General features: G+C 72.0%; 19 protein-coding genes. 12 read left to right on the top strand and 7 right to left on the bottom strand.

Going from position 1 to position 21112, the window contains the following annotated elements:
• Positions 1-146 precede the first annotated feature (146 nt).
• The 7 genes from ACZ4IF_RS20400 to ACZ4IF_RS20370 all read left to right on the top strand — a co-directional run bounded on the left by ACZ4IF_RS20400 (position 147) and on the right by ACZ4IF_RS20370 (position 9726).
• Positions 147-1007, top strand: a complete 861-nt coding sequence (locus ACZ4IF_RS20400; protein WP_467564671.1) for a TrmH family RNA methyltransferase — start codon at positions 147-149, stop codon at positions 1005-1007.
• Between the two features lie 51 nt (positions 1008-1058).
• Positions 1059-2231 (top strand): sensor histidine kinase, encoded by a 1173-nt coding sequence (locus ACZ4IF_RS20395; RefSeq protein ID WP_467564669.1) that lies wholly within the window; start codon positions 1059-1061, stop codon positions 2229-2231.
• Between the two features lie 180 nt (positions 2232-2411).
• Positions 2412-3536, top strand: coding sequence for a phenylalanine--tRNA ligase subunit alpha (pheS, locus tag ACZ4IF_RS20390; protein ID WP_467564667.1), 1125 nt, complete (start codon positions 2412-2414; stop codon positions 3534-3536).
• Positions 3536-6040: a phenylalanine--tRNA ligase subunit beta gene (gene pheT, locus ACZ4IF_RS20385; protein ID WP_467564665.1), complete on the top strand. Its 2505-nt coding sequence runs from the start codon at positions 3536-3538 to the stop codon at positions 6038-6040. Before pheS ends, pheT begins: the two co-directional genes overlap by 1 nt.
• A gap of 434 nt (positions 6041-6474) precedes the next feature.
• Complete coding sequence (locus ACZ4IF_RS20380) at positions 6475-7470, top strand: PP2C family protein-serine/threonine phosphatase (RefSeq protein WP_467564815.1); 996 nt, start codon at positions 6475-6477, stop codon at positions 7468-7470.
• 252 nt (positions 7471-7722) lie between these two features.
• Positions 7723-9063, top strand: a complete 1341-nt coding sequence (locus ACZ4IF_RS20375; protein ID WP_359498144.1) for a transcriptional regulator — start codon at positions 7723-7725, stop codon at positions 9061-9063.
• Positions 9064-9180: 117 nt separating this feature from the next.
• Positions 9181-9726 carry an NUDIX hydrolase gene (locus ACZ4IF_RS20370; RefSeq protein ID WP_095933127.1) on the top strand — a complete coding sequence of 182 codons (546 nt, stop codon included), beginning with the start codon at positions 9181-9183 and terminating at the stop codon, positions 9724-9726.
• Between the two features lie 26 nt (positions 9727-9752).
• Here the strand turns inward: ACZ4IF_RS20370 and ACZ4IF_RS20365 are convergent, their stop codons facing one another.
• Both ACZ4IF_RS20365 and ACZ4IF_RS20360 read right to left on the bottom strand, forming a co-directional pair.
• Positions 9753-10010: a hypothetical protein gene (locus tag ACZ4IF_RS20365; protein ID WP_028801562.1), complete on the bottom strand. Its 258-nt coding sequence runs from the start codon at positions 10008-10010 to the stop codon at positions 9753-9755.
• Between the two features lie 237 nt (positions 10011-10247).
• Positions 10248-11108 (bottom strand): 3-hydroxybutyryl-CoA dehydrogenase, encoded by an 861-nt coding sequence (locus tag ACZ4IF_RS20360; protein WP_345647611.1) that lies wholly within the window; start codon positions 11106-11108, stop codon positions 10248-10250.
• Positions 11109-11277: 169 nt separating this feature from the next.
• Between ACZ4IF_RS20360 and ACZ4IF_RS20355 the strand changes: the two genes are divergently transcribed.
• Entirely contained in the window at positions 11278-12558 is a 1281-nt protein-coding gene (locus tag ACZ4IF_RS20355; protein WP_467564662.1) for a glycoside hydrolase family 10-like protein, read from the top strand.
• Positions 12559-12579: 21 nt separating this feature from the next.
• Here the strand turns inward: ACZ4IF_RS20355 and ACZ4IF_RS20350 are convergent, their stop codons facing one another.
• Complete coding sequence (locus tag ACZ4IF_RS20350; RefSeq protein WP_095933123.1) at positions 12580-12783, bottom strand: DUF1918 domain-containing protein; 204 nt, start codon at positions 12781-12783, stop codon at positions 12580-12582.
• A gap of 93 nt (positions 12784-12876) precedes the next feature.
• Positions 12877-14037, bottom strand: coding sequence for a DMT family transporter (locus tag ACZ4IF_RS20345; protein ID WP_467564659.1), 1161 nt, complete (start codon positions 14035-14037; stop codon positions 12877-12879).
• Between ACZ4IF_RS20345 and ACZ4IF_RS20340 the strand changes: the two genes are divergently transcribed.
• The 3 genes from ACZ4IF_RS20340 to ACZ4IF_RS20330 all read left to right on the top strand — a co-directional run bounded on the left by ACZ4IF_RS20340 (position 14036) and on the right by ACZ4IF_RS20330 (position 16663).
• Positions 14036-15472 (top strand): aminotransferase-like domain-containing protein, encoded by a 1437-nt coding sequence (locus ACZ4IF_RS20340; protein WP_467564657.1) that lies wholly within the window; start codon positions 14036-14038, stop codon positions 15470-15472. The two genes, ACZ4IF_RS20345 and ACZ4IF_RS20340, sit on opposite strands and share 2 nt — an antisense overlap.
• A gap of 118 nt (positions 15473-15590) precedes the next feature.
• Positions 15591-16028 carry a GNAT family N-acetyltransferase gene (locus ACZ4IF_RS20335; RefSeq protein ID WP_467564655.1) on the top strand — a complete coding sequence of 146 codons (438 nt, stop codon included), beginning with the start codon at positions 15591-15593 and terminating at the stop codon, positions 16026-16028.
• Between the two features lie 62 nt (positions 16029-16090).
• Positions 16091-16663, top strand: a complete 573-nt coding sequence (locus tag ACZ4IF_RS20330) for a histidine phosphatase family protein (protein WP_467564653.1) — start codon at positions 16091-16093, stop codon at positions 16661-16663.
• A gap of 106 nt (positions 16664-16769) precedes the next feature.
• On the opposite strand, the gene ACZ4IF_RS20325 is transcribed toward ACZ4IF_RS20330, so the two are convergent.
• Positions 16770-17222, bottom strand: a complete 453-nt coding sequence (locus ACZ4IF_RS20325; RefSeq protein WP_467564651.1) for a DUF6314 family protein — start codon at positions 17220-17222, stop codon at positions 16770-16772.
• A gap of 137 nt (positions 17223-17359) precedes the next feature.
• Between ACZ4IF_RS20325 and ACZ4IF_RS20320 the strand changes: the two genes are divergently transcribed.
• Positions 17360-19840 carry an alpha-L-arabinofuranosidase C-terminal domain-containing protein gene (locus tag ACZ4IF_RS20320; RefSeq protein ID WP_467564649.1) on the top strand — a complete coding sequence of 827 codons (2481 nt, stop codon included), beginning with the start codon at positions 17360-17362 and terminating at the stop codon, positions 19838-19840.
• Here the strand turns inward: ACZ4IF_RS20320 and ACZ4IF_RS20315 are convergent.
• Together ACZ4IF_RS20315 and ACZ4IF_RS20310 are read right to left on the bottom strand one after the other, a co-directional pair.
• A complete protein-coding gene (locus ACZ4IF_RS20315; RefSeq protein ID WP_467564647.1) occupies positions 19827-20264 on the bottom strand; it encodes a carboxymuconolactone decarboxylase family protein in 438 nt (145 codons plus the stop codon). The two genes, ACZ4IF_RS20320 and ACZ4IF_RS20315, sit on opposite strands and share 14 nt — an antisense overlap.
• Positions 20261-20680 carry a MerR family transcriptional regulator gene (locus ACZ4IF_RS20310; protein WP_467564645.1) on the bottom strand — a complete coding sequence of 140 codons (420 nt, stop codon included), beginning with the start codon at positions 20678-20680 and terminating at the stop codon, positions 20261-20263. The genes ACZ4IF_RS20315 and ACZ4IF_RS20310 overlap by 4 nt, the downstream gene beginning before the upstream one ends.
• Between the last annotated feature and the right edge of the window lie 432 nt (positions 20681-21112).

Genomic DNA, 21112 nt, shown 5'->3' with positions numbered 1-21112 from the left:
CGGGTCCTGCTGCGTCCGGACGGGCGGCGGACCGTGCGCGCCGGCGGCCGGACATGCCGTGCGCACGGCGGCCCGCATCCCGGCACGTACCCGTCGACCGCGGGCCCGCGCCCGACAAGTACCCGTGAACTTCCGAAGGTGAGCCCATGCCCTTTGCCGCCCCCGAGCTGATCTCCCCGCGTTCGCCCCGCGTCCTGGCCGCGCGGCGGCTGGCCAAGCGGAACTTCCGGGGCAAGGAGCAGCTGTTCCTCGCCGAGGGCCCGCAGGCGGTACGGGAGGCGGCGGCCCACCGGGCGCACGGTCCGGCCACCCTCGTGGAACTCTTCGCGACCGTCGAGGCGGCGGAGCGGTACGCCGACATCATCGGTGAGGCCCGGGACGCCGGCGCCCGTGTGCACCTCGCGGACGAGACGGTGATCGCCGACATCTCCACGACCGTGACCCCGCAGGGACTCGTCGGCGTCTGCCGGTTCCTCGACACCCCCTTCGAGGACATCCTCGAAGCCCGGCCCAGGCTCGTCGCCGTCCTCGCCCACGTCCGGGACCCCGGGAACGCCGGCACCGTGCTGCGGTGCGCCGACGCCGCCGGCGCCGAGGCCGTCGTCCTGACCGACGCCTCCGTGGACCTGTACAACCCCAAGGCCGTGCGCGCCTCGGTCGGCTCGCTGTTCCATCTCCCCGTCGCGGTCGGCGTGCCCGTGGAGCGGGCCGTGCAGGGCCTCAAGGACGCCGGGGTGCGGATCCTCGCCGCGGACGGCGCGGGCGACGACGACCTCGACGACGAACTGGACAAGGGCACCATGGGCGGCCCCACCGCCTGGGTGTTCGGGAACGAGGCCTGGGGGCTTCCGGAGGAGACCCGGGCGCTGGCCGACGCCGTCGTGCGCGTACCCATCCACGGAAAGGCCGAGAGCCTGAACCTCGCCACGGCCGCCGCCGTATGTCTCTACGCGTCCGCCCGTGCACAGCGCGCCTCCGGAGGGTGCCGCTCCGTCACCGACAGCTAGTAGGGTGACGGGCTCGGGGGCCCTGCGCCAGACGAGAGGTGGGGTACGGGGATGAGTGTCGGCACGAGCGGTGCGCAGAAGGCGCCGCGAGCACGGGAGGTGCGCGGCACACCCACGTCCCGGCACGGCGACCCCACCACCGGACGTGTCCCGGCCGACCTCGGCATCGACCCCGACGACCTGCCCGACGGGCTCGTCGTGGCCGACGAGCACGGCGTGGTGATCTGCTTCAACGCCGCCGCGGCCCGGATCACCGCGGTCCCCTCCGCCGACGCCCTCGGACGCAGACTCGACACGGTGCTCCCGCTGGAGGACCTGGAGGGCCGCAGGTGGTGGCAGCTGACCGACCCGTACGGCGGTCTCGCGATCCGCAACGCCCAGCCCGAGCGCAATCTGCTGCTGCCCGGGGCGCGCGAGGTCCTCGTCTCCGCGCGCTACGTGCGGACGCGCCCCACCGGCCCGGTGCACCGCGTCGTCGTCTCCCTCCGTGACACCGAGGCCCGCCGCCGCACCGAGCGCAGCCACGCCGAACTGATCGCGACGGTCGCCCACGAGCTGCGTTCGCCGCTGACCTCCGTCAAGGGCTTCACCGCGACGCTGCTGGCGAAGTGGGAGAGGTTCACGGACGACCAGAAGAAACTCATGCTGGAGACGGTCGACGCCGACGCGAACCGGGTCACCCGGCTCATCGCCGAACTGCTCGACATCTCCCGCATCGACTCAGGCCGTCTCGAGGTGCGCCGCCAGCCCGTCGACATCGGCGCGGCCGTCGGCCGGCACATCCAGGCGTACGTCGCCTCGGGCCAGTCGGCCGACCGCTTCCTGCTGCGCATCGAGCAGCCGCTGCCCGCCCTGTGGGCCGACCCGGACAAGATCGACCAGGTGCTCAGCAACCTGCTCGAAAATGCCGTGCGGCACGGCGAGGGAACCGTCACCATTGATCTGGCACCCTCGGTGTCCCCGCACGAGCGGGAGGACGGCGAGAACACCGCCACGTCGGTCACGGTGAGCGACGAGGGCACCGGCATCCCGGAGGAGTCCATGAACCGCGTCTTCACCCGCTTCTGGCGGGGCAGCAAGCGCGGCGGCACCGGCCTCGGGCTCTACATCGTCAAGGGCATCGTCGAGGCCCACGGCGGCAGCATCACGGTCGGCCGCGCCCCCGGCGGCGGCGCCGAGTTCCGATTTACGTTGCCCGTGGGCACCCCGGCGCATCTCCTCTGACGCCGAAGAGGCCCCACGGGCGCACGCATGAGGGAGCCACCCCTTGGACTGCGCGTCCAAGGCTGTCTCCCACCCCGTTAGACTCGGCCTTTGGCACCTTTGCGTCCCCGTTTCAGGGACGACGCGTCCCCCGAGTCGGGACGGGGACCCTCAGCCAGCCAACCGGAAGCACGGGAAGAGATGTCGGCACCGAATAAGTCGTACGACCCTGTAGAGGTCGAGGCCTTGAAACCGGAAGAGATCGAGCGCATGCGGGACGAGGCGCTCGCCGCCTTCGCGGCCGCCGGTGACCTCGACGCGCTCCAGGAGGCCAAGGTCGCCCACACCGGCGGCACCTCGCCGCTGGCCCTCGCCAACCGCGAGATCGGCGCCCTGCCCCCGCACGCCAAGGCCGACGCCGGCAAGCGCGTGGGCCAGGCCCGCGGCGCCGTGAACAAGGCCCTCGCCGCACGCCAGACCGAGCTGGAGGCCGAGCGCGACGCCCGCGTCCTGGTCGAGGAGGCGGTGGACGTCACACTGCCCTACGACCGCGTGCCGGCCGGCGCCCGCCACCCGCTGACCACCATGATGGAGCGGGTCGCCGACGTCTTCGTGTCCATGGGATACGAGGTCGCCGAGGGCCCCGAGGTCGAGGCGGAGTGGTTCAACTTCGACGCCCTGAACTTCGGCCCGGACCACCCGGCCCGGCAGATGCAGGACACCTTCTTCGTCGAGGGCCCGAAGGGTGACCACGGCGAGTCCGGTGTCGTCCTGCGGACGCACACCTCGCCCGTGCAGGCCCGCGCCATGCTCGACCGTGAGCCGCCCGTCTACATCGTCTGCCCCGGCCGCGTGTACCGCACGGACGAGCTCGACGCCACGCACACCCCGGTCTTCCACCAGATCGAGCTGCTGGCCATCGACGAGGGCCTGACCATGGCCGACCTCAAGGGCACCCTGGACCACATGGTCCAGTCGCTCTTCGGCTCGGACATGAAGACCCGGCTGCGCCCGAACTACTTCCCCTTCACCGAGCCGTCCGCCGAGATGGACATGCTCTGCTACGTCTGCAAGGGCGAGTCCGTCGGCAACCCCGACCGCCCCTGCCGGACCTGCTCCTCCGAGGGCTGGATCGAGCTCGGCGGCTGCGGCATGGTCAACCCGCGGGTGCTTGTCGCCTGCGGCGTCGACCCGGTGAAGTACAGCGGATTCGCCTTCGGGTTCGGCATCGAGCGGATGCTGATGTTCCGCCACAACGTCGAAGACATGCGAGACATGGTCGAGGGTGACGTCCGGTTCACCCGGCCGTTCGGGATGGAGATCTGATGCGGGTCCCGCTTTCTTGGCTGCGGGAGTACGTCGACCTGCCGGCGACGGAGACCGGGCGCGACGTCCAGGCCAAGCTCATTTCGGCAGGCCTGGAGGTCGAGACCGTCGAGCAGCTCGGCGCCGACCTCAAGGGCCCCCTCGTCGTCGGCCAGGTGCTGACCATCGAGGAGCTGGAGGGCTTCAAGAAGCCCATCCGCTTCTGCACCGTCGACGTCGGCACGGCCAACGGCACCGGTGAGCCCCAGGAGATCGTCTGCGGCGCCCGCAACTTCGCGGTCGGCGACAAGGTCGTCGTGGTGCTGCCGGGCGCCGTCCTGCCCGGCAACTTCGCGATCGCCGCGCGCAAGACGTACGGCAAGACCTCGCACGGCATGATCTGCTCCGGCGACGAGCTGGGCATGGGCGACGACGGCAGCGGCGGCATCATCGTGCTGCCGCCCGAGGTCGAGGTCGGCACCGACGCGATCGAGCTGCTCCAGCTCGTCGACGAGGTCCTCGACATCGCGGTCACCCCCGACCGCGGCTACTGCCTCTCGCTGCGCGGCATCGCCCGCGAGGCCGCCATCGCGTACGGCCTGCCGCTGCGCGACCCGGCGCTCCTCGACGTACCGGCCCCGAACGCGTTCGGCTACCCGGTGCAGGTCGGCGACCCGGCCGGCTGCGACCGCTTCACGGCGCGCACGGTGACCGGTCTCGACCCCGAGGCCCGCTCCCCGATCTGGCTCCGGCGCCGCCTGCAGAAGGCGGGCATGCGCCCGATCTCGCTCGCCGTCGACATCACCAACTACGTGATGCTGGAGCTCGGCCAGCCCCTGCACGCCTACGACCGCTCCCGCGTCCAGGGCGCGATCGGTGTGCGCCGCGCCGAGCAGGGCGAGAAGCTCACCACCCTCGACGGCGTCAAGCGCACCCTCGACGCCGAGGACCTGGTGATCACCGACGACCGCGGTCCCATCGGCCTCGCGGGCGTGATGGGCGGCGCCAACACGGAGATCGACGACACCGAGGGCACCACCACCGAGGTCGTCGTCGAGGCCGCGCACTTCGACGCGATCTCGATCGCGCGGACGGCCCGCCGTCACAAGCTGGCCTCCGAGGCGTCCAAGCGCTTCGAGCGCGGTGTCGACCCGCAGGCCGCGTCCGCCGCGGCCCAGCGGACCGTCGACCTGCTCGTGCTGCTGGCCGGGGGTACCGCCGACGCCGGCGTCACCGAGGTCATCGCGCCGTCCGCGCCGCACACCATCACCATCCCGGCGAACCACCCGGACAAGGTCGCGGGCGTCGACTACGGCCGCGAGACCGTCGTCCGCCGTCTCCAGCAGGTCGGCTGCGACGTCTACGGACAGGACGAGCTGATCGTCACCGTGCCGTCCTGGCGGCCCGACCTGACCGACCCGAACGACCTGGCCGAAGAGGTCATCCGGCTGGAGGGCTACGAGAACCTGCCCTCCACGCTGCCCAAGCCCCCGGCGGGCCTCGGCCTCACCGGCCGGCAGCGCCTGCACCGCCGTATCGGCCGCGCCCTGGCGGGTGCCGGATACGTCGAGGCGCTGAACTACCCGTTCATCGGCGAGCACGTCTTCGACCAGTTCGGCCTCGCCGCCGACGACCCGAAGCGCAAGGTCGTCAAGCTGGTCAACCCGCTCTCCGACGAGGAGCCCGCGCTCCGTACGACGCTGCTGCCGGGCCTGCTCGGCGCGCTGCGCCGCAACGACGGCCGCGGCAGCCACGACCTGGCGCTCTTCGAGACCGGTCTGGTCTTCCACCCGCAGCGGGAGCTGCGCGTCGCGGGACGGCTGCCGGTCGACCGCCGTCCCACCGACGAGGAGATCGCGTCGCTCACCGCCGCGCTGCCCTTCCAGCCCCGGCACGCCGCCGTGGTCCTCGCGGGCGCCCGCGAGCAGGCCGGCTGGTGGGGCAGGGGCCGCCCTGCCGACTGGGCGGACGCCGTCGAGGCCGCGCGCATCCTGGCCCGTGAGGCGGGGACCGAACTCCTCGTCCGCTCCGGCCAGTACGGGCCGTGGCACCCGGGCCGCTGCGCCGAGCTCGCCGTGCTCGTCGACGGCGCCGAGAAGGTCATCGGCTACGCCGGTGAGCTGCACCCGGGCGTTCTGAAGACCCTGGGCCTGGCCCCGCGCACCTGTGCGATGGAGCTGGACCTGGACGCGCTGGAGGAGGCGAGCGCGGGCCTGCCCAAGGGCCCGAAGATCTCCACCTTCCCGGTCGCCACGCAGGACGTCGCGCTGGTGGTCTCCCGCGAGATCCCGCACGCCGACGTCGAGGCCGCGCTGCGCGAGGGCGCGGGTGAGCTCCTGGAGTCCATCCGGCTCTTCGACGTCTACGAGAGCGAGCAGCTCGGCGGGGACAAGAAGTCCCTCGCCTACGCGCTGCGGTTCCGTGCCACCGACCGCACCCTGACCGTCGACGAGGCCTCCGCGGCCCGCGACGCGGCCGTCGCCCTGGCGGCCGAGCGCACCGGGGCGGTGCTGCGCGGGGCGTGAGCCCGGCACAGTCGAAGGCGTGATGAGGGGTACATCCGGTAGTCCGGATGTACCCCTCACTCTTTGGGGTGACAACTCCGGGCGATCTGGCCCGATCGGGGCATGCGGTCGAAAGAATCGGACCGGTCTCTCGGAGGCCTTCCGTGCTGTCAGGGCCTATTGGGGGGCCAATCGGCGTGATCCGTATCAAGGCTGGGGCTCCCCGCAGGGCGAAGCCCCGGACGCATTCGCGGGTGCCGGCCCGGGCGGGCCTGGGGTCGCGGGGCAGAGGCGACGGACTGCGAGCCGGACTCACCCGGGCCGTGCGGCGAAGAGGGCCCCGGATCGGCCGGGGGCGTGTCGCGTACCCGGGCCCCGGGACGACGGTCCGCCGCGACGGGCGACGCCCGCTGCGCCGGGTGCTGAGCCTGGGGCTGCCCACCGTGTGGGGCGCGATGGCGATCACGTACAAGATGGCCTGCCCGCTCGCGCAGGAGGACGGGCTGGGCGCTCGGATCGTCACCAGCGCGGTCTTCTTCGCGGTGGGCACGGGCCTGATACTGCACGTCAGGGGCGCGCTGCTGCGAGAGCTGCGGCAGATCCGCAAGGTCGCGGGCGCCGCCCAGAACGTGCTGTTGCGCCCCCTGCCCTCGCATATCGACGGGCTGAACGTCGCGGCGGCACAACTGTCCGCCGACCGCGGCGCGAACGTGGGCGGCGACCTGTACGAGGTGATCGCCACCGAGCACGGGGTACGGATCGTCATGGGCGACGTCCGGGGCCACGGCATCGGTGCCATCGGAACCGTCGCCGCCGTCCTCGGCAGCTTCCGCGAGGCCGTGCACGACGAGCCCGAACTCGGCTCCGTCCTCCAGCGGCTGGAACGCGCGCTGGCCCGGTATCTGCGTGAGCGGGCCCGCGCCGAGCACCCCTCGGCCGGGACCGATCCGGACAGTCCGGTCGCCGAGGAGTTCGTCACCGTGCTGCTGCTGGAGATCCGCCGAGACGGCGACATGTACGCCCTCAACTGCGGCCATCCCTGGCCGTATCTGCTGCGCAGCCACACGGAACGGGCGGGTGCGTCCGGTCACGTCGAACGGCTGTCCACGGCTGAACCCCTGCCGCCGCTCGGGCCGTTCCCGCTGCCGGCCGAGCTGCCCGCCGAGCACTGCGGCCGACTGCTGCCCGGGGAAGGGCTCTTCCTGTACACCGACGGGGTGGAGGACGCGCGCGACGGGCACGGCCGCTTCTTCCCGTTGCAGGCCGTGCTCGCCGACGTGGTCCGTGTCCAGTCCGCCTCACCCCGATCCGTCCTGCGTGGTGTGCTCGCCCGGGTCCTGCGCCATGCCGGCGGAACGCCCGCCGACGACGTCGCGTTGCTCGTGCTGCGCAACGACCGCCGACGTGTGCCTGTGCAACAGGGCGCCTCCGTCGCCCAGCAGGTGACCTGACGCCGCGGCGTGCGCCGTCCGCCCCGCCACGGAGTGTCGGGCAGGCAGCTGGGCGGACGGCGCGGAAGCGGGCCGCCGCACTGTACGAGGGGGAGCCGGCGGCCCGGCCGGCCTCTTGCGAGGCATTTCAGTCAACCGGCCAGAAACGCTCTGCGACAGCGCGCGCACTGCCCGGATACGGGCATTCCTTTCACACCCCGTGTGAAAGCGGACGCACTAGTCTGACGGCACCGAGCCACCCGGGGGGCCTCCATGCAGCCCAACACACTGCTCGACGCGATACTCGACGAGGCCGGCATCTCGCACGCGGGACTCGCCGCCCATGTCAATCAGGCGGGCAGAGCACGTGGACTGGCGCTGCGGTACGAACACACGGCCGTGGCGCGCTGGTTGAAGGGGCAGCGCCCCCGTGGCCAGGTACCCGACCTGATCTGCGAGGTGCTCGCGGGCCGGCTGCACCGGCCCGTCACGCTCGACGACATCGGACTGGGCGTGCCCGGTGAACCGGCCACCGCGCACGGCACCTCGCTGTCCGGCTTCGTGGAGCGGGCCACCGCCCTGTGGCGCTCCGACGAGCAGCAGCGCCCGCACATACTCGGCGCGCCCGCCGTCACCGGTACGCCCGCCGTGATGCCGGTGTGGGAGTGGGAGAACCCGCCCGAGGACGTGGACGTCTCGCGCGGTGGACGGCACCGCGTCAGCATGGCGGACATCGACATGCTGCGGGCGGCCCGCGCCCACTACGAGCAGATGTACCGCAAGGCGGGCGGCATCGCGACCCGCACCCGGATCGTCGGGTTCCTCAACTCCGAGACGGCGCCGCTGCTGCGCGGCAGCTACACCGATGCCACCGGCCGTCAGTTGCACCGTGCCACGGGCGGCCTGGTCGCCATCGCGGGCATCTGCGCCTACGACTCCGACGCGCACGGACTCGCCCAGCGCTACTTCCACCAGGCGCTGCGCCTGGCGAAGGCCAGCGGGGACAGGGGACTCGGGGCCTACGTCATAGCCCTGCTGGTCAACCAGTCGTTGTTCATGCGCGAGTACCGGCAGGCGGTGGCCTTCGCCGAGGCCGCGCTGCGCGCCGCCGGGCGGCACATCACGCCGGCGCTCGCCTCCGACCTCTACGCGATGCAGGCCAAGGCGTACGCACACCTCGGCGACGGCAGCAGCGCGCTGTCCTGCATACGGCGTGCCGAGCAGGCCGCCGAGCGCATCCGGCGCGGGTACGAACCGGACGAGACCGGCTATGTTCAGCCGGGCCTGGTCAACGTGCAGGTGGCGGAGGCCCTGCTCAGCCTCGGCGACCTGGTGGCGGCGGGGGAGCACGCCGCGGCCGCCGTGGACAACCCGGCGCACGACCGGGGGCGGGTGCACCGGCTGGCGATGCTCAGCCAGATCGAGCTGCGCCAGGGCAACGCCGACAAGGCGGTGGCCACCGCCGTTCAAATGGCCGAACAGGCGCGGGGAATGGAGTCCCAGCGGCTGCGCGACAGACTGCGCGCGGTGCGCGAGCACCTGGTGCGCAGCGGCTGCGCGGGCACGGCCGAGGCCGCCGAGCTCATCGACGGGGCATTGCGCGTACCGCTGTAGGGAAGGCGCCAGGAAAAGGTTCGACCGCCGCTGCACCGTGCCCCGACCGCTGTGAGCCTGCTGTCAGGACGCTCCTGCTGCGATATTGCCATCTACTCGGCGGAAGGTGGCAGAACCGTGCAGTGGACGAAACAGAACGAACAAACTGTGTACGCAAACCGCTGGTTCAGCGTCAATCTCGCAGATGTCGAGCTGCCGGACGGTCGGCACCTCGATCACTTTTTGATACGGCTGCGGCCCGTGGCCGTGGCCACTGTGGTGAATGAGGCCAACGAAGTGCTGCTCCTGTGGCGGCACCGCTTCATCACCGACAGCTGGGGATGGGAGCTTGCTGCGGGTGTCGTCGAGGACGGCGAGGACATCGCCGTCGCGGCGGCCCGCGAACTGGAGGAGGAGACCGGCTGGCGGCCGGGACCCCTGAGGCATCTGATGAGCGTCGAGCCCTCCAACGGGCTCACCGACGCCCGGCACCACATCTTCTGGGCCGACGAGGGTGCGTACATCGGACACCCCGTGGACGACTTCGAGTCCGACCGTCGGGAATGGGTTCCCCTGAAGCTCGTCCCCGACATGGTCGCCCGCGGCGAGGTCCCGGCCGCCAACATGGCTGCCGCACTGCTCCTTCTGCACCATCTCAGGCTCGGGCAGGACGCCTTGCCCTGATCCGTCCCCCCACGGCGTCCGGGGACCTAGTGGCCCAGAGCCTGCCAGACCGCCACGGCCAGCGCGCCCACGGCCGCGAGGACGGCGAGGGTGGGCAGTGGCCAGCGGGTGTGTTCGAGGGCGACGACCCGTGCGCTCAGGTCGTCGAGATCCTTGGCGGTCTGGTCGTCGCGCTGAGTGAGCAGTGCCAGTCCCCCCTCTATGCGAGTGAGCCCCACTTCGAGGGACCGGCGTAACTCTGCGAGTTCCCCTGGGACCACGGGATGCTCGGGGTCGGCGGTCACGAGTCCGCTCCTTTCCGTAGTCGTGCCATCCCTTACCTGCGCACGGAAAGTCAACTCGCCTGGTGGACGCGTGGGGAGCGTGTGCGACGGGCATATGCGGGCCCGGCGCGCACACGGTGTGTGAATGGCGCGGGCCCGGCACCGAAAAGGGTGCCGGGCCCGCGCGAGCCGATGCTCGTGATCAGCTCACGATCCGTAGTCGGCCAGGGGTGTCGGCCGTGGACCGTGCAGTCCGTGTCAGGCGTAGGTGTAGAAGCCCGATCCCGACTTCCGGCCCAGGCGACCCGCGTCCACCATGCGCTGGAGCAGCGGGGGAGCGGCGTACAGCGGCTCCTTGTACTCCTCGTACATCGAGTGGGCGACCGAGGCGACCGTGTCGAGGCCGATCAGGTCGGACAGCTTGAGCGGGCCCATCGGGTGGGCGCAGCCGAGCTCCATGCCGTTGTCGATGTCCTCGCGGCTCGCGATCCCCGACTCGAACATCCGGATCGCCGACAGGAGGTACGGGATGAGCAGCGCGTTGACCACGAAGCCCGAGCGGTCCTGGGCGCGGATGGCGTGCTTGCCGACCGCCTTCTCGGCGAACAGCTGGGCTCGGCTGAGGGTGCCCTCGGAGGTGGTCAGCGCCGGGATCAGCTCGACGAGCTTCTGGACCGGCGCCGGGTTGAAGAAGTGGATGCCGATGACCTGGTCGGGCCGCGAGGTGGCGACCGCGAGCTTCACCAGCGGAATCGAGGAGGTGTTGGAGGCCAGGATCGCGTCGGGCCGTGTCACCACCTGGTCGAGGACCTGGAAGATCTCGGTCTTGACCTGCTCGTTCTCGACGACGGCCTCGATCACCAGGTCGCGGTCGGCGAACTCGCCGAGGTCCGTGGTGAAGCTGAGCCGGTCCTGGGTGGCCTTGAGCTCCTCCTCGGAGATCTTCCCGCGCTCGGCGGCCTTGGAGAGGGAGTTGAAGAGCCGGGTACGGCCGATCTCCAGGGCTTCGCCGGTGGTCTCGGCGACCTTGACGTCCAGACCGGCGCGGGCGCACACCTCGGCAATGCCCGCACCCATCTGCCCGCAGCCCACCACTCCGACGCGTTCGATGTCGGTCACATCGTCCCCTTCGCTGATCTGCACGGCCGGCAGGACGTCCGTGTTTCGGTGCCTGCTCCGAACGTGCACGTTACCGCCAAGTATCGATGATCGATCGCCGGGGTCCGGCATCCTGGGGCGAAATGGCGGTCCGTGACGGCGCGGACCGGGTGCGTGAAGGGACGCGGAGATGGGGCTGTTGTCACGCCGGGCGTTCGCGGCGACCGCGGTGGGGGCACTGTCGGGGCTGGCGGCCCAGGGGGACGCCGCGGCAGGCCCGGACCCCGCCCCGGTCCCGAGGCCGGCTCCGACGCGGCCTCGCCGGACGGCGGGCGAGTTCCGCGGCCTGTGGCTGGCCACGGTCTCCAACCGCGACTGGCCCTCGCGCGGCGGACTGAGCAGCGACCAGCAGCGCGCCGAGCTCCTCGACCGTCTCGACACGGCCGTACGGCTGAGGCTGAACACGGTGATGTTCCAGGTGCGCCCCGCGGCGGACGCGTTGTGGCCCTCGCCGTACGAGCCGTGGTCCGAGGTACTCACCGGCGTCCAGGGTCAGGACCCCGGCTGGGACCCGCTGGACACCGCGGTCCGCGAGGCGCACCTACGAGGTCTGGAGCTGCACGCCTGGTTCAACCCGTACCGCGTCGCGAATCACACCGACCCCGCCCGGCTGGCCCCCGCGCACCCCGCCCGCAGACACCCCGACTGGATCGTGCCGTACGGCGGGCGGCTCTACTACAACCCCGGACTGCCGCAGGTCCGGGCCTTCGTGCAGGAGGCGATGCTCGACGCGGTGCGCAGATACCCGGTCGACGCCGTCCACTGGGACGACTACTTCTATCCGTATCCGGTCGACGGCGAGGCCTTCGACGACGACGCGGCGTACGCGGAACACGGCGTCGGCTTCGCGGACCGGGCCTCCTGGCGGCGTCACAACATCGACCGGCTGGTGCGGGAGATGTCCGAGGCCCTCGCGTGTGCCCGGCCCGCCGCGAGCTTCGGGATCAGCCCCTTCGGGGTGTGGCGCAACATGACGACCGACCCGCTCGGATCGTCGACGACGGCCCACATCCAGACGTACGACGACCTGCACGCCGACACCAGGAAGTGGGTCGAGGAGCAGTGGATCGACTACATCTGTCCCCAGCTCTACTGGAACATCGGCTTCGCCGACGCGGACTACGCCGAGCTGCTGCCCTGGTGGGCGGACGTCACCCGGGGCACGCGCGTGCGGCTCTACGTCGGAGAGGCGCTGTACAAGGCCGGCGCACCGGGGCAGCCCGAAGCCTGGCGGGACCCGGCCGAACTCTCCCGGCACCTCACCCTCGCCGGTGACTGCGCCGAGGTGCGAGGGCACGCCTTCTTCTCGGCGACGGAGGCAGGCTCCGACCGCATCGGCGCGATGGCGCGGGTCGTCGCCGACCACTACCAGCGGCCGGCGACACCTCCGCGCCGAGCGCGCCGGGTCTGAGAGCCGATCGTCGCTGCTGCCTCAGGTCCTTTGCTGCCTCATGTCCTTGTGGCGGATCTCGGAGTCGGGGCCCGGTGAGCACACGGCCTCGTGCCCGTCCTCGAATCGCACGCGGTACGGGGGAGCGCCCTGCGCTCCCATCACCTCGGTGATCTCCGCGACCTTGTCGTGCTGACCGACAACCCTGCCGTGCTGCACAAGCTGGTCGCCCTTGTTTGCACGCATCTGAACGGTCTCCTCGTCGTGTACGGGAGTGTGCGGTCCGTGGCCGCAAGTCTACGGCTGGTGGCGCCGGTTGGACCGGCCCGTGCGTGCCGGTCAGCTCCGCGCCCGCTGGGTGAGCGCGATGCAGACCAGAACGGCGGCGGCCGTCAGGGGTGCGGCCGGTGTGAGCTGCTCGCCCAGGAGCAGTACCGACCACACCAGTGTGAGCAGCGGCTGCGCCAGCTGCAACTGGCTGGCCTTCGGAATCCCGATGGACGCCATGCCCCGGTACCAGACGACCATACCGAGGAACTGCGAACCGGCCGCCACCCACAGCAGACCCGTCACGCTGTGCGCGGTCAGCCGGACCGGCTCGTGGGACAGCGCGACCAGCATGCCCGGCACGGTGAGCGGCAGGCACAGGACCAGCGCCCAGCCGATGACCTGCCAGCCCGGCATGACCCGGGCGAGCCGGCCGCCCTCCGTGTAGCCCGCCGCGCAGACCAGCAGCGCGCCGAAGAGATAGGCGTCCGCCCCGGTCAGGGCGCCGCCGCTCTGCTGCACGGTGAACGCGATCACCGCCGCCGCTCCCGCGAGGGCCGCGATCCAGAACATCCGTGAGGGCCGCGCGCCGGTGCGCAGCGTGGAGAACAGCGCCGTCGTCAGTGGCAGCAGCCCCACCACCACGGCGGCGTGCGCGGTGGTCGAGGTCTCCAGGGCGAGCGTCGTCAGCAGGGGGAAGCCGAGCACGACGCCCGCTGCCACGACGGCGAGCCCCGCCCAGTGCCGACGGCCCGGCAACGGCACTCGCAGCGCCACCAGGCAGCCGCCGGCGATCACCGCCGCCAGCACGCTGCGGACGGCGACCAGGGACCAGGGGCCGAAGCCCTCCAGGCCCCAGGCGGTGGCCGGAAAGGTGAGGGAGAAGGCGGTGACGCCGAGGGCTGCCTGGAGGGTGCCGGCGCGGCGGATCGCGCGGCCGGCTCCGCTGTCGGCGGTGGGTGCGCTGCCGTCCGTGGGCGTGCGGTGGGCGTCGGTGCGGCCCGGCACCTGATCGCGGCCCGCGGCGGACGTGCTCCGGGCGGTGACGGTGCCGGCGCAGGTGCTTTCGACGGTGGCGATGGTGCGTGCCGTGGCGACGGGACCGGCGGGGCGGTCGTCCCGGGCGGTCGCGGCGCCGCTGTCCGGGGTCTCGTGGCCGTCTCCGGCGGTGCCGGCCCCGGCGGTGGTGACCGCTATCGGGGTTTCGGCAGTAGCGCTATCCTGTGCTCTCATGCAAGAGCGTAGCAGTGTGGCCGAGCTGGCGAATCAGCTGCGGCGAGAACTCGACCGCTACTCGCCAGGTGGAAAGCTGCCGTCGAGTCGCGCGCTGGTCGAGCGGTTCCGCGTCAGCCCGGTGACCGTGTCACGGGCACTGGCACAGCTCGCCGCCGAAGGACTCGTCGTCACCCGCCCCGGCGCGGGGGCGTTCCGCGCCCGGCCGCGCGTCGCTGTCGAGCCCACCGGGGACACCTCCTGGCAGGAGGTGGCGCTCAGTGCCGACGCGGCCGCCGAACTCGTACCGCGCACGGTGGACGCGTCCGGAGTCCTGGTCTCCCTGGACGCCCCGGCCCCCGGCGTCGTCGAGTTCAACGGCGGCTATCTGCACCCCTCGCTCCAGCCCGAGCGGGCGATGGGCGCGGCCCTGTCCCGGGCGGGGCGCCGCCCCGGCGCCTGGTCGCGGCCGCCCATGGAGGGACTCGCGGACCTGCGCGAATGGTTCGCGCGGGGCATCGGCGGCACGATCACCGCGGCCGAGGTGCTCGTCACCGCGGGCGGTCAGTCGGCGCTGACCACCGCCCTGCGCGCGCTCGCACCGCCCGGCGCGCCCGTGCTCGTCGAGTCACCCACGTATCCGGGCATGCTGGCGATCGCCCGCGCGGCCGGGCTGCGGCCCGTGCCGGTGCCCGTCGACGCCGACGGCGTGAAGCCCGCCCTGCTCGCCGACGCCTTCGCCGCGACCGGCGCGCGGGTCTTCGTCTGCCAGCCGCTGTTCCAGAACCCGACCGGAGCCGTCCTCGCCCCCGAGCGCCGGGGCGAGGTGGTGCGCATCGCGCGCGACGCCGGCGCCTTCGTCGTCGAGGACGACTTCGTGCGGCGCCTCGTGCACGAGGACAGCGGTCCGCTGCCGCGCCCGATGGCCGCCGAGGACCCCGACGGGGTCGTCGTGCACGTCGGGTCCCTGACCAAGGCGACCTCGCCGAGCTTCCGGGTCGCCGCGCTCGTGGCGCGCGGTCCGGTCCTGGAGCGGCTGCGCGCCATCCAGATCGTCGACAGCTTCTTCGTGCCGCGCCCGTTCCAGGAGGCCGCGCTCGAACTCGTCGGCTCGCCCGCCTGGCCGCGTCATCTGCGCTCCCTGTCGGCCGAGCTGAAGGCGCGCCGCGACACGATGACCGCCGCGCTGCGGCTGCGACTGCCCGAACTCGCCCTGCCCCACGTCCCGTCCGGCGGCTACCACCTCTGGCTGCGGCTGCCGGACGGCACGGACGAGGCCACGCTGGTCGCCGCGGCCCTGCGCAGCGGCGTGGCCGTCACGCCCGGCCGTCCCTACTTCAGCGCCGAACCCCCCGCCGCGCACCTCCGGTTGAGCTTCGCGGCGGTCGCGAACGCGGAGGAGATCGCCGAGGGCGTGCGCAGGCTCCGGGCCGCCTGCGACGAGGTGCTCGGCTGACCGCCGGCGCGGGCCCGCGCCGACCGGGTGGAACGGACCCTCGGCGGTCTCCGGGCAACCGGGCGGAGCGACGAAAACGGCTCGACGCCCCGGGCCCGTGACTGCGGCCCTCCCCGCCATGAGCGATGTGCACCCCCTCCCCGAGGGCTACGAGATATCCGCCGACACCGCCCGGATCGACGTCGACCGTGTCCACCGGTGGCTGGCCGCGGACGCGTACTGGGCGCTCGGCCGCCCCCGAGAGAAGCAGGACCGCGCGATCGCGGGGTCGCTCGACTTCGGTGTGTACGAGGAGGCGTCCGGCGAGCAGGTCGCCTACGCCCGGGTGGTGACCGACGAGGCCACCTTCGCGTGGCTCTGCGACGTCTACGTCGCCCCCTCGGCGCGCGGCAGGGGACTGGGCACCGCGCTGGTCGCAGCGGTCCGCGACCACCTCGGCCCGCTGGCGCTGCGCCGCGTCCTGCTCGCCACGCACGACGCGCACGGCGTCTACGAGAAGCTGGGTTTCACGCCGCTCGACCGGCCGGACCAGTGGATGACGCTCATGCTTCGGTAAGTCCGCGTATACCTTGCGTAACGGCCCTTGACCTGCGGAGTCCCGCGTTCCACGATCTGCCCATGCATCTTCGGGTCACGTTCGTCGCCGCCGCGCGCAGCTCCTCGCTGCTCGCGGAGCGCTTCGAGGACGACAGGCCGTTGGACCAGGCGGGTTGGGACGAGGTGCAGCGTTCGGCCGCCGGGCTGGTGCCTCTGGCGGCGTCCGAGCTGCGCTACTGCTCGCCGACCCCTCGCAGCAGGGCCACCGGCGACGCCCTCGGCTACGCGCCCCTCGTGCAGCTCGCGCTGCGCGACTGCGACATGGGCCGGTGGCGCGGCTTCACGCTCGGCGAGGCGATGGCCCGCGAGCCCGACGCCGTGGACGCCTGGCTCACCGACCCGCGCTCGGCCCCGCACGGCGGCGAGTCGCTGCTGAGCTTCATCCAGCGCGTCGGCGGATGGCTCGACACCCGGCCCGTCGACGACGGGAGCCGCATCGTCGCGGTGGCGGAGCCGTCGGTGGTGCGCGCCGCCCTCGTCTACGCGCTCAAGGCCCAGCCGTCGACGTACTGGAACATCGACGTGCGCCCCCTGTCGACCGTCACCCTCACCGGCAACAACCGCCGCTGGAACATGCGCCTGGAGGCGGCGTAGCGACGCGTGCGGCGCGCACACCGCCTCCGGGCAGGGGATCCCGGCGTTCACGTGTGTCCGCCGACCCCGTCCGTCCGTCGCGCCCCGGCTCCCCGACCCCGGCCGGTCAGTCCCCGCGCGCGTAGTCCGTGGTCAGCACCAGGTCCTTGGCCGGCCCCCCGACCCGCCACACCGTGCGCCAGCGGTCCTCCGAGTACACCGAGAACTCGCCCCGGTAGAGGTCGGCCGAGCAGGGATGGTCGGCGATGTGCCGGCCGGTCGTCAGATCCAGGTCGTGGAAGGGACGGCCGTCGGAGAACCGCACGAAGGCGGCAGCCGGGACCGCCCCCGGCAGGAACCGCAGCGTCCGCTCGGCGGGCCGGGCGACGCCCTGCCAGGTGAACGTGCCCGACTCGTGGTGCAGCAGCCCCGCGTGTTCCGCACCCTCCGGCGGTCCGAAAACCGTCATGCCGGTGAAGTGTCCCTCCGCGCCGCTCGCGAGGTCGCGCACGGTGCGCCTCACCCGCCAGTTCCCGGCCAGGTACGAGAGCACGTCCGGCACTGGCCAGAACTCGCCCATGATGTCCCGCTCTCCGTCCCGTGCGATGCCGCGCGGCCCATTGACGCGCTCCTGCCCCCTCCCTATCTTGCCGTTCGAAGTACTGATCGACGTGCGATATTTCGAACAACTCCACACCTCAGAGCCGCGGAGTATTCATGTCACTCACCCGCACCCGCTGGAGACTCGCACTCACCGCCACCGCCCTCCTGGTGGCCTCCACCGTCGCCCCGGGACCGGCGCGAGCCGCCGCGGACGACGTCACCGACTACGCGATCACCGTGCACCCCGAGCGGTCCGGCGCGAAGATCGACGACACCATGTACGGCGTCTTCTTCGAGGACATCAACCGCGCCGCGGACGGCGGCCTCTACCCCGAGCTCGTGCAGAACCGGTCGTTCGAGTACAGCACCGCGGACAACTCCTCCTACACGCCACTCACCTCGTGGACCGTCTCCGGCGCCGCCCGCGCCGTCAGCGACGACGGACGCCTCGGCGCCCGCAACCGCACCTACCTCGCCCTGGACGGCGGCTCGTCCGTCACCAACGCGGGCTACAACACCGGCATCAGGGTCGAGAGCGGCAAGGCGTACGACTTCTCCGTCCGGGCCCGCGCCGACGTGAGCACCCCCCTCACCGTGACGTTGCGGGACGCCGAGGGCACGCTCGCCGAGGCCCGCCGGCTCACGGTGCGCGGCGGCTGGGCCCGGTACCGGGCGCGGTTCACACCCGACCGCACCACCACCACCGGCCGCCTCACCGTCGGGGCCGAGGGCGCCGTCGCGCTGGACATGATCTCGCTGCTGCCCCGGGACACCTACAAGGGGCACGGCCTGCGCAAGGACCTCGCCGAGAAGATCGCCGCCCTCCACCCGGGTTTCGTGCGTTTCCCGGGCGGCTGCCTCGTCAACACCGGCAGCATGCAGGGGTACGACGAGGCGTCCGGCTACCAGCGCAAACGCGCGTACCAGTGGAAGGACACCGTCGGCCCGGTCGAGCAGCGCGCCACCAACGCCAACTTCTGGGGCTACAACCAGAGTTACGGACTCGGCTACTACGAGTACTTCCAGTTCGCCGAGGACATCGGCGCGCTGCCGCTGCCCGTGGTGCCCGCACTCGTCACCGGCTGCGGCCAGAACAAGGCCGTCGACGACGACGCCCTGCTCCAGCGGCACATCCAGGACACCCTGGATCTCATCGAGTTCGCCAACGGGCCGGTGACGAGCGAGTGGGGCGCGCGACGCGCCCGCATGGGCCACCCCGAGTCCTTCCACCTCACCCACCTGGAAGTGGGCAACGAGGAGAACCTGCCCCGCGAGTTCTTCACCCGATTCGAGAAGTTCCGCACCGCCGTCGAGGCCGCGTACCCCGACGTCACCGTGATCTCGAACGCGGGCCCCGACGACTCCGGAAGCATCTTCGACACGGCCTGGCAGCTCAACAGGGACGCGAACGTCGACATGGTCGACGAGCACTACTACAACAGCCCGCAGTGGTTCCTGCAGAACAACGACCGCTACGACTCCTACGACAGGAACGGCCCGAAGGTCTTCCTCGGCGAGTACGCCTCCGGCGGCAACACCTTCAAGAACGCCCTCTCCGAAGCCGCGTACATGACCGGCCTGGAGCGCAACGCGGACGTCGTGAAGCTCGCCTCGTACGCCCCGCTGCTCGCCAACGAGGACTACGTGCAGTGGCGTCCGGACATGATCTGGTTCAACAACCACGCATCCTGGGGTTCGGCCGACTACGAGGTGCAGAAGCTCTTCATGAACAACGTCGGCGACCGCGTCGTACCGTCGACCGCCACCGGCACACCCGCGCTGAACGGACCCCTGTCGGGCGCCGTCGGCCTGTCGACCTGGGCGACCACGGCGGCGTACGACGACGTGTTGGTCACCGGGGCCGACGGCGGCACGCTGCTCGGCGACGACTTCGGCGGCGACGCCTCGCAGTGGACCCACACGGGCGGCGGCAGCTGGAGCGTGCAGGACGGGCAGTACGTGCAGACCGACGTGGCCGCCGAGAACACCATGGTCACGGCGGGCGATCCGGCCTGGCACGACTACGACCTGCACGTGAGGGCCACCAAGAAGTCCGGCAAGGAGGGCTTCCTCGTCGCCTTCGGCGTCAAGGACACCGGGAACTACTACTGGTGGAACCTGGGCGGCTGGAACAACACCACCTCCGCCGTCGAACAGGCCGTGGACGGTGGCAAGTCGTCGCTGATCTCCAAGCCCGGCTCGATCGAGACGGGCCGCGCCTACGACATCGACATCAAGATCCGCGGACGCCAGGTGACCCTCTACCTGGACGGCCAGGAGTGGGGGAGCTTCACCGACGACAAGCCCGCCGAGCCGTTCCGCCAGGTCGTCACGCGTGACGCGAAGAGCGGCGACCTCGTCGTCAAGGTGGTCAACGCCCAGGCGGCGGCCGCCCGTACGGCGATCGACCTCGGTGGCGCGAAGGTCGCCGCCAAGGCCCGGGTGACCACCCTCGCCGCCGCGCCCGAGGCGGTGAACACGGAGACGGCCACACCGGTCGCTCCGGTGACGTCCACCCTCGAAGGGGTCGCCGGCAGGTTCACGTACACCTTCCCGGCGAGCTCCGTCACCTTCCTGCGGATCAGGCAGAGGTAGCGGCGGCCGGCGTGGGCCGCTGCCCGACGGGCAGCAGCCCACGCTCGGCGAACACCTTCTTCGCGACCAGCGTCGCGTTCAGCGCCTTCGGTATCCCGCAGTACACCACCGAGTGCAGCATCGCCTCCACGATCTGCTCGGGCGAAAGCCCGACGTTCAGCGAGGCGTTGACGTGCACTTCGAGCTGGGGCTCGCAGCCGCCGAGAGCGGTGAGCATGCCGAGCGTCACCAACTGGCGGTCACGCGCGACGAGTCCGGGCCGGTCGTAGATTTCGCCGAAGGCCCACGCGACGATCTGGTGGCCGAGTTCGGGGCTGATGTCGGAGAGCGAGTCGACGACCCGCTGCCCGACCTCGCCGTCGACCCGCTTCAGGACGTCCATGCCGTGCTCGAAACGCTCTTCGCGGGTGGTGGCGTCGCTCATGTCTCGTCGTCCGTTCCCGGCTGGTCGAGCAGCCGTTCGTAGTGGTCGATCTTGTCGTCGAGGGCGGCCGCGTTGCGGCGCAGCGCGCGCATGCGCTCCGCGAGGTCGGCGCGGTGCGCGCGGAGCATCGTCAGCCGGTCGGGGACGGTGGTCCCGCCCCGCGAGCGCAGCTCGGCGAACCGCTGCATGTCCGCGATCGACATGCCCGTCCCGCGCAGCCGGATCAGGAACTCCAGCCAGGCCAGGTCGGCCGCCGCGTAGCGCCGCTGGTTCCCGGTGGTCCGGCCGACCCGTTCGATGAGGCCGGCCTTCTCGTAGTACCGCAGCGTGTCGTGCGAGAGGCCGGTGCGCTCCACGACCTCTGAGATCGTGAGCGTCGGCTCCTGGCCGCCCGGAAGGGGCTGTCCGCTGGTCATGACAAGACCGTAGAACCTGGAGCACGCTCCAGGTCAAGCGCCGTCGGCGATCACTTCCGACGGGCCGGTCGCGAGGCTCCGGGACGGGGGGGGCGAGTGCTGGGCACCAGCCCTCTGCGAGTTCGCGCCGTAGGCGTCGAGCCGCTCCGACGGGTGCTCGGCACCGGCCGTCTTGGTGTTCGCGCCGTAGGCGTCGAGCCGCTGCGGGCAGGTGCTCGGCGTCGGCCCCCTCTGTGCGCGGGCGCCGAAAGCGGCGAACCACCGCGCCGTCGGCGGCATCCCGCGTCCCCGCGTCCGTCATCGGCGGCCTACGCCGCCCCCGCGTCCGTCATCGGCGGCCTACGCCGTCCCCGCGTCCGTCATCGGCGGCCTACGCCGTCCCCGCGTCCGTCATCGGCGGCCTACGCCGCCCCCGCGTCCGTCATCGGCGGC

It is taken from the genome of Streptomyces sp. NPDC025784, assembly GCF_055558435.1.
This window is presented reverse-complemented; position numbering and strand designations above follow the sequence as displayed.

Bases quoted from the DNA above. Each gene is read 5' to 3' on its own strand.
- ACZ4IF_RS20400 (WP_467564671.1), top strand. From the start codon at position 147: ATGCCCTTTGCCGCCCCCGAGCTGATCTCCCCGCGTTCGCCCCGCGTC.
- ACZ4IF_RS20395 (WP_467564669.1), top strand. From the start codon at position 1,059: ATGAGTGTCGGCACGAGCGGTGCGCAGAAGGCGCCGCGAGCACGGGAG.
- pheS (WP_467564667.1), top strand. From the start codon at position 2,412: ATGTCGGCACCGAATAAGTCGTACGACCCTGTAGAGGTCGAGGCCTTG.
- pheT (WP_467564665.1), top strand. From the start codon at position 3,536: ATGCGGGTCCCGCTTTCTTGGCTGCGGGAGTACGTCGACCTGCCGGCG.
- ACZ4IF_RS20380 (WP_467564815.1), top strand. From the start codon at position 6,475: ATGGCGATCACGTACAAGATGGCCTGCCCGCTCGCGCAGGAGGACGGG.
- ACZ4IF_RS20375 (WP_359498144.1), top strand. From the start codon at position 7,723: ATGCAGCCCAACACACTGCTCGACGCGATACTCGACGAGGCCGGCATC.
- ACZ4IF_RS20355 (WP_467564662.1), top strand. From the start codon at position 11,278: ATGGGGCTGTTGTCACGCCGGGCGTTCGCGGCGACCGCGGTGGGGGCA.
- ACZ4IF_RS20350 (WP_095933123.1), bottom strand. From the start codon at position 12,783: ATGCGTGCAAACAAGGGCGACCAGCTTGTGCAGCACGGCAGGGTTGTC.
- ACZ4IF_RS20340 (WP_467564657.1), top strand. From the start codon at position 14,036: ATGCAAGAGCGTAGCAGTGTGGCCGAGCTGGCGAATCAGCTGCGGCGA.
- ACZ4IF_RS20345 (WP_467564659.1), bottom strand. From the start codon at position 14,037: ATGAGAGCACAGGATAGCGCTACTGCCGAAACCCCGATAGCGGTCACC.
- ACZ4IF_RS20335 (WP_467564655.1), top strand. From the start codon at position 15,591: ATGAGCGATGTGCACCCCCTCCCCGAGGGCTACGAGATATCCGCCGAC.
- ACZ4IF_RS20330 (WP_467564653.1), top strand. From the start codon at position 16,091: ATGCATCTTCGGGTCACGTTCGTCGCCGCCGCGCGCAGCTCCTCGCTG.
- ACZ4IF_RS20325 (WP_467564651.1), bottom strand. From the start codon at position 17,222: ATGGGCGAGTTCTGGCCAGTGCCGGACGTGCTCTCGTACCTGGCCGGG.
- ACZ4IF_RS20320 (WP_467564649.1), top strand. From the start codon at position 17,360: ATGTCACTCACCCGCACCCGCTGGAGACTCGCACTCACCGCCACCGCC.
- ACZ4IF_RS20315 (WP_467564647.1), bottom strand. From the start codon at position 20,264: ATGAGCGACGCCACCACCCGCGAAGAGCGTTTCGAGCACGGCATGGAC.
- ACZ4IF_RS20310 (WP_467564645.1), bottom strand. From the start codon at position 20,680: ATGACCAGCGGACAGCCCCTTCCGGGCGGCCAGGAGCCGACGCTCACG.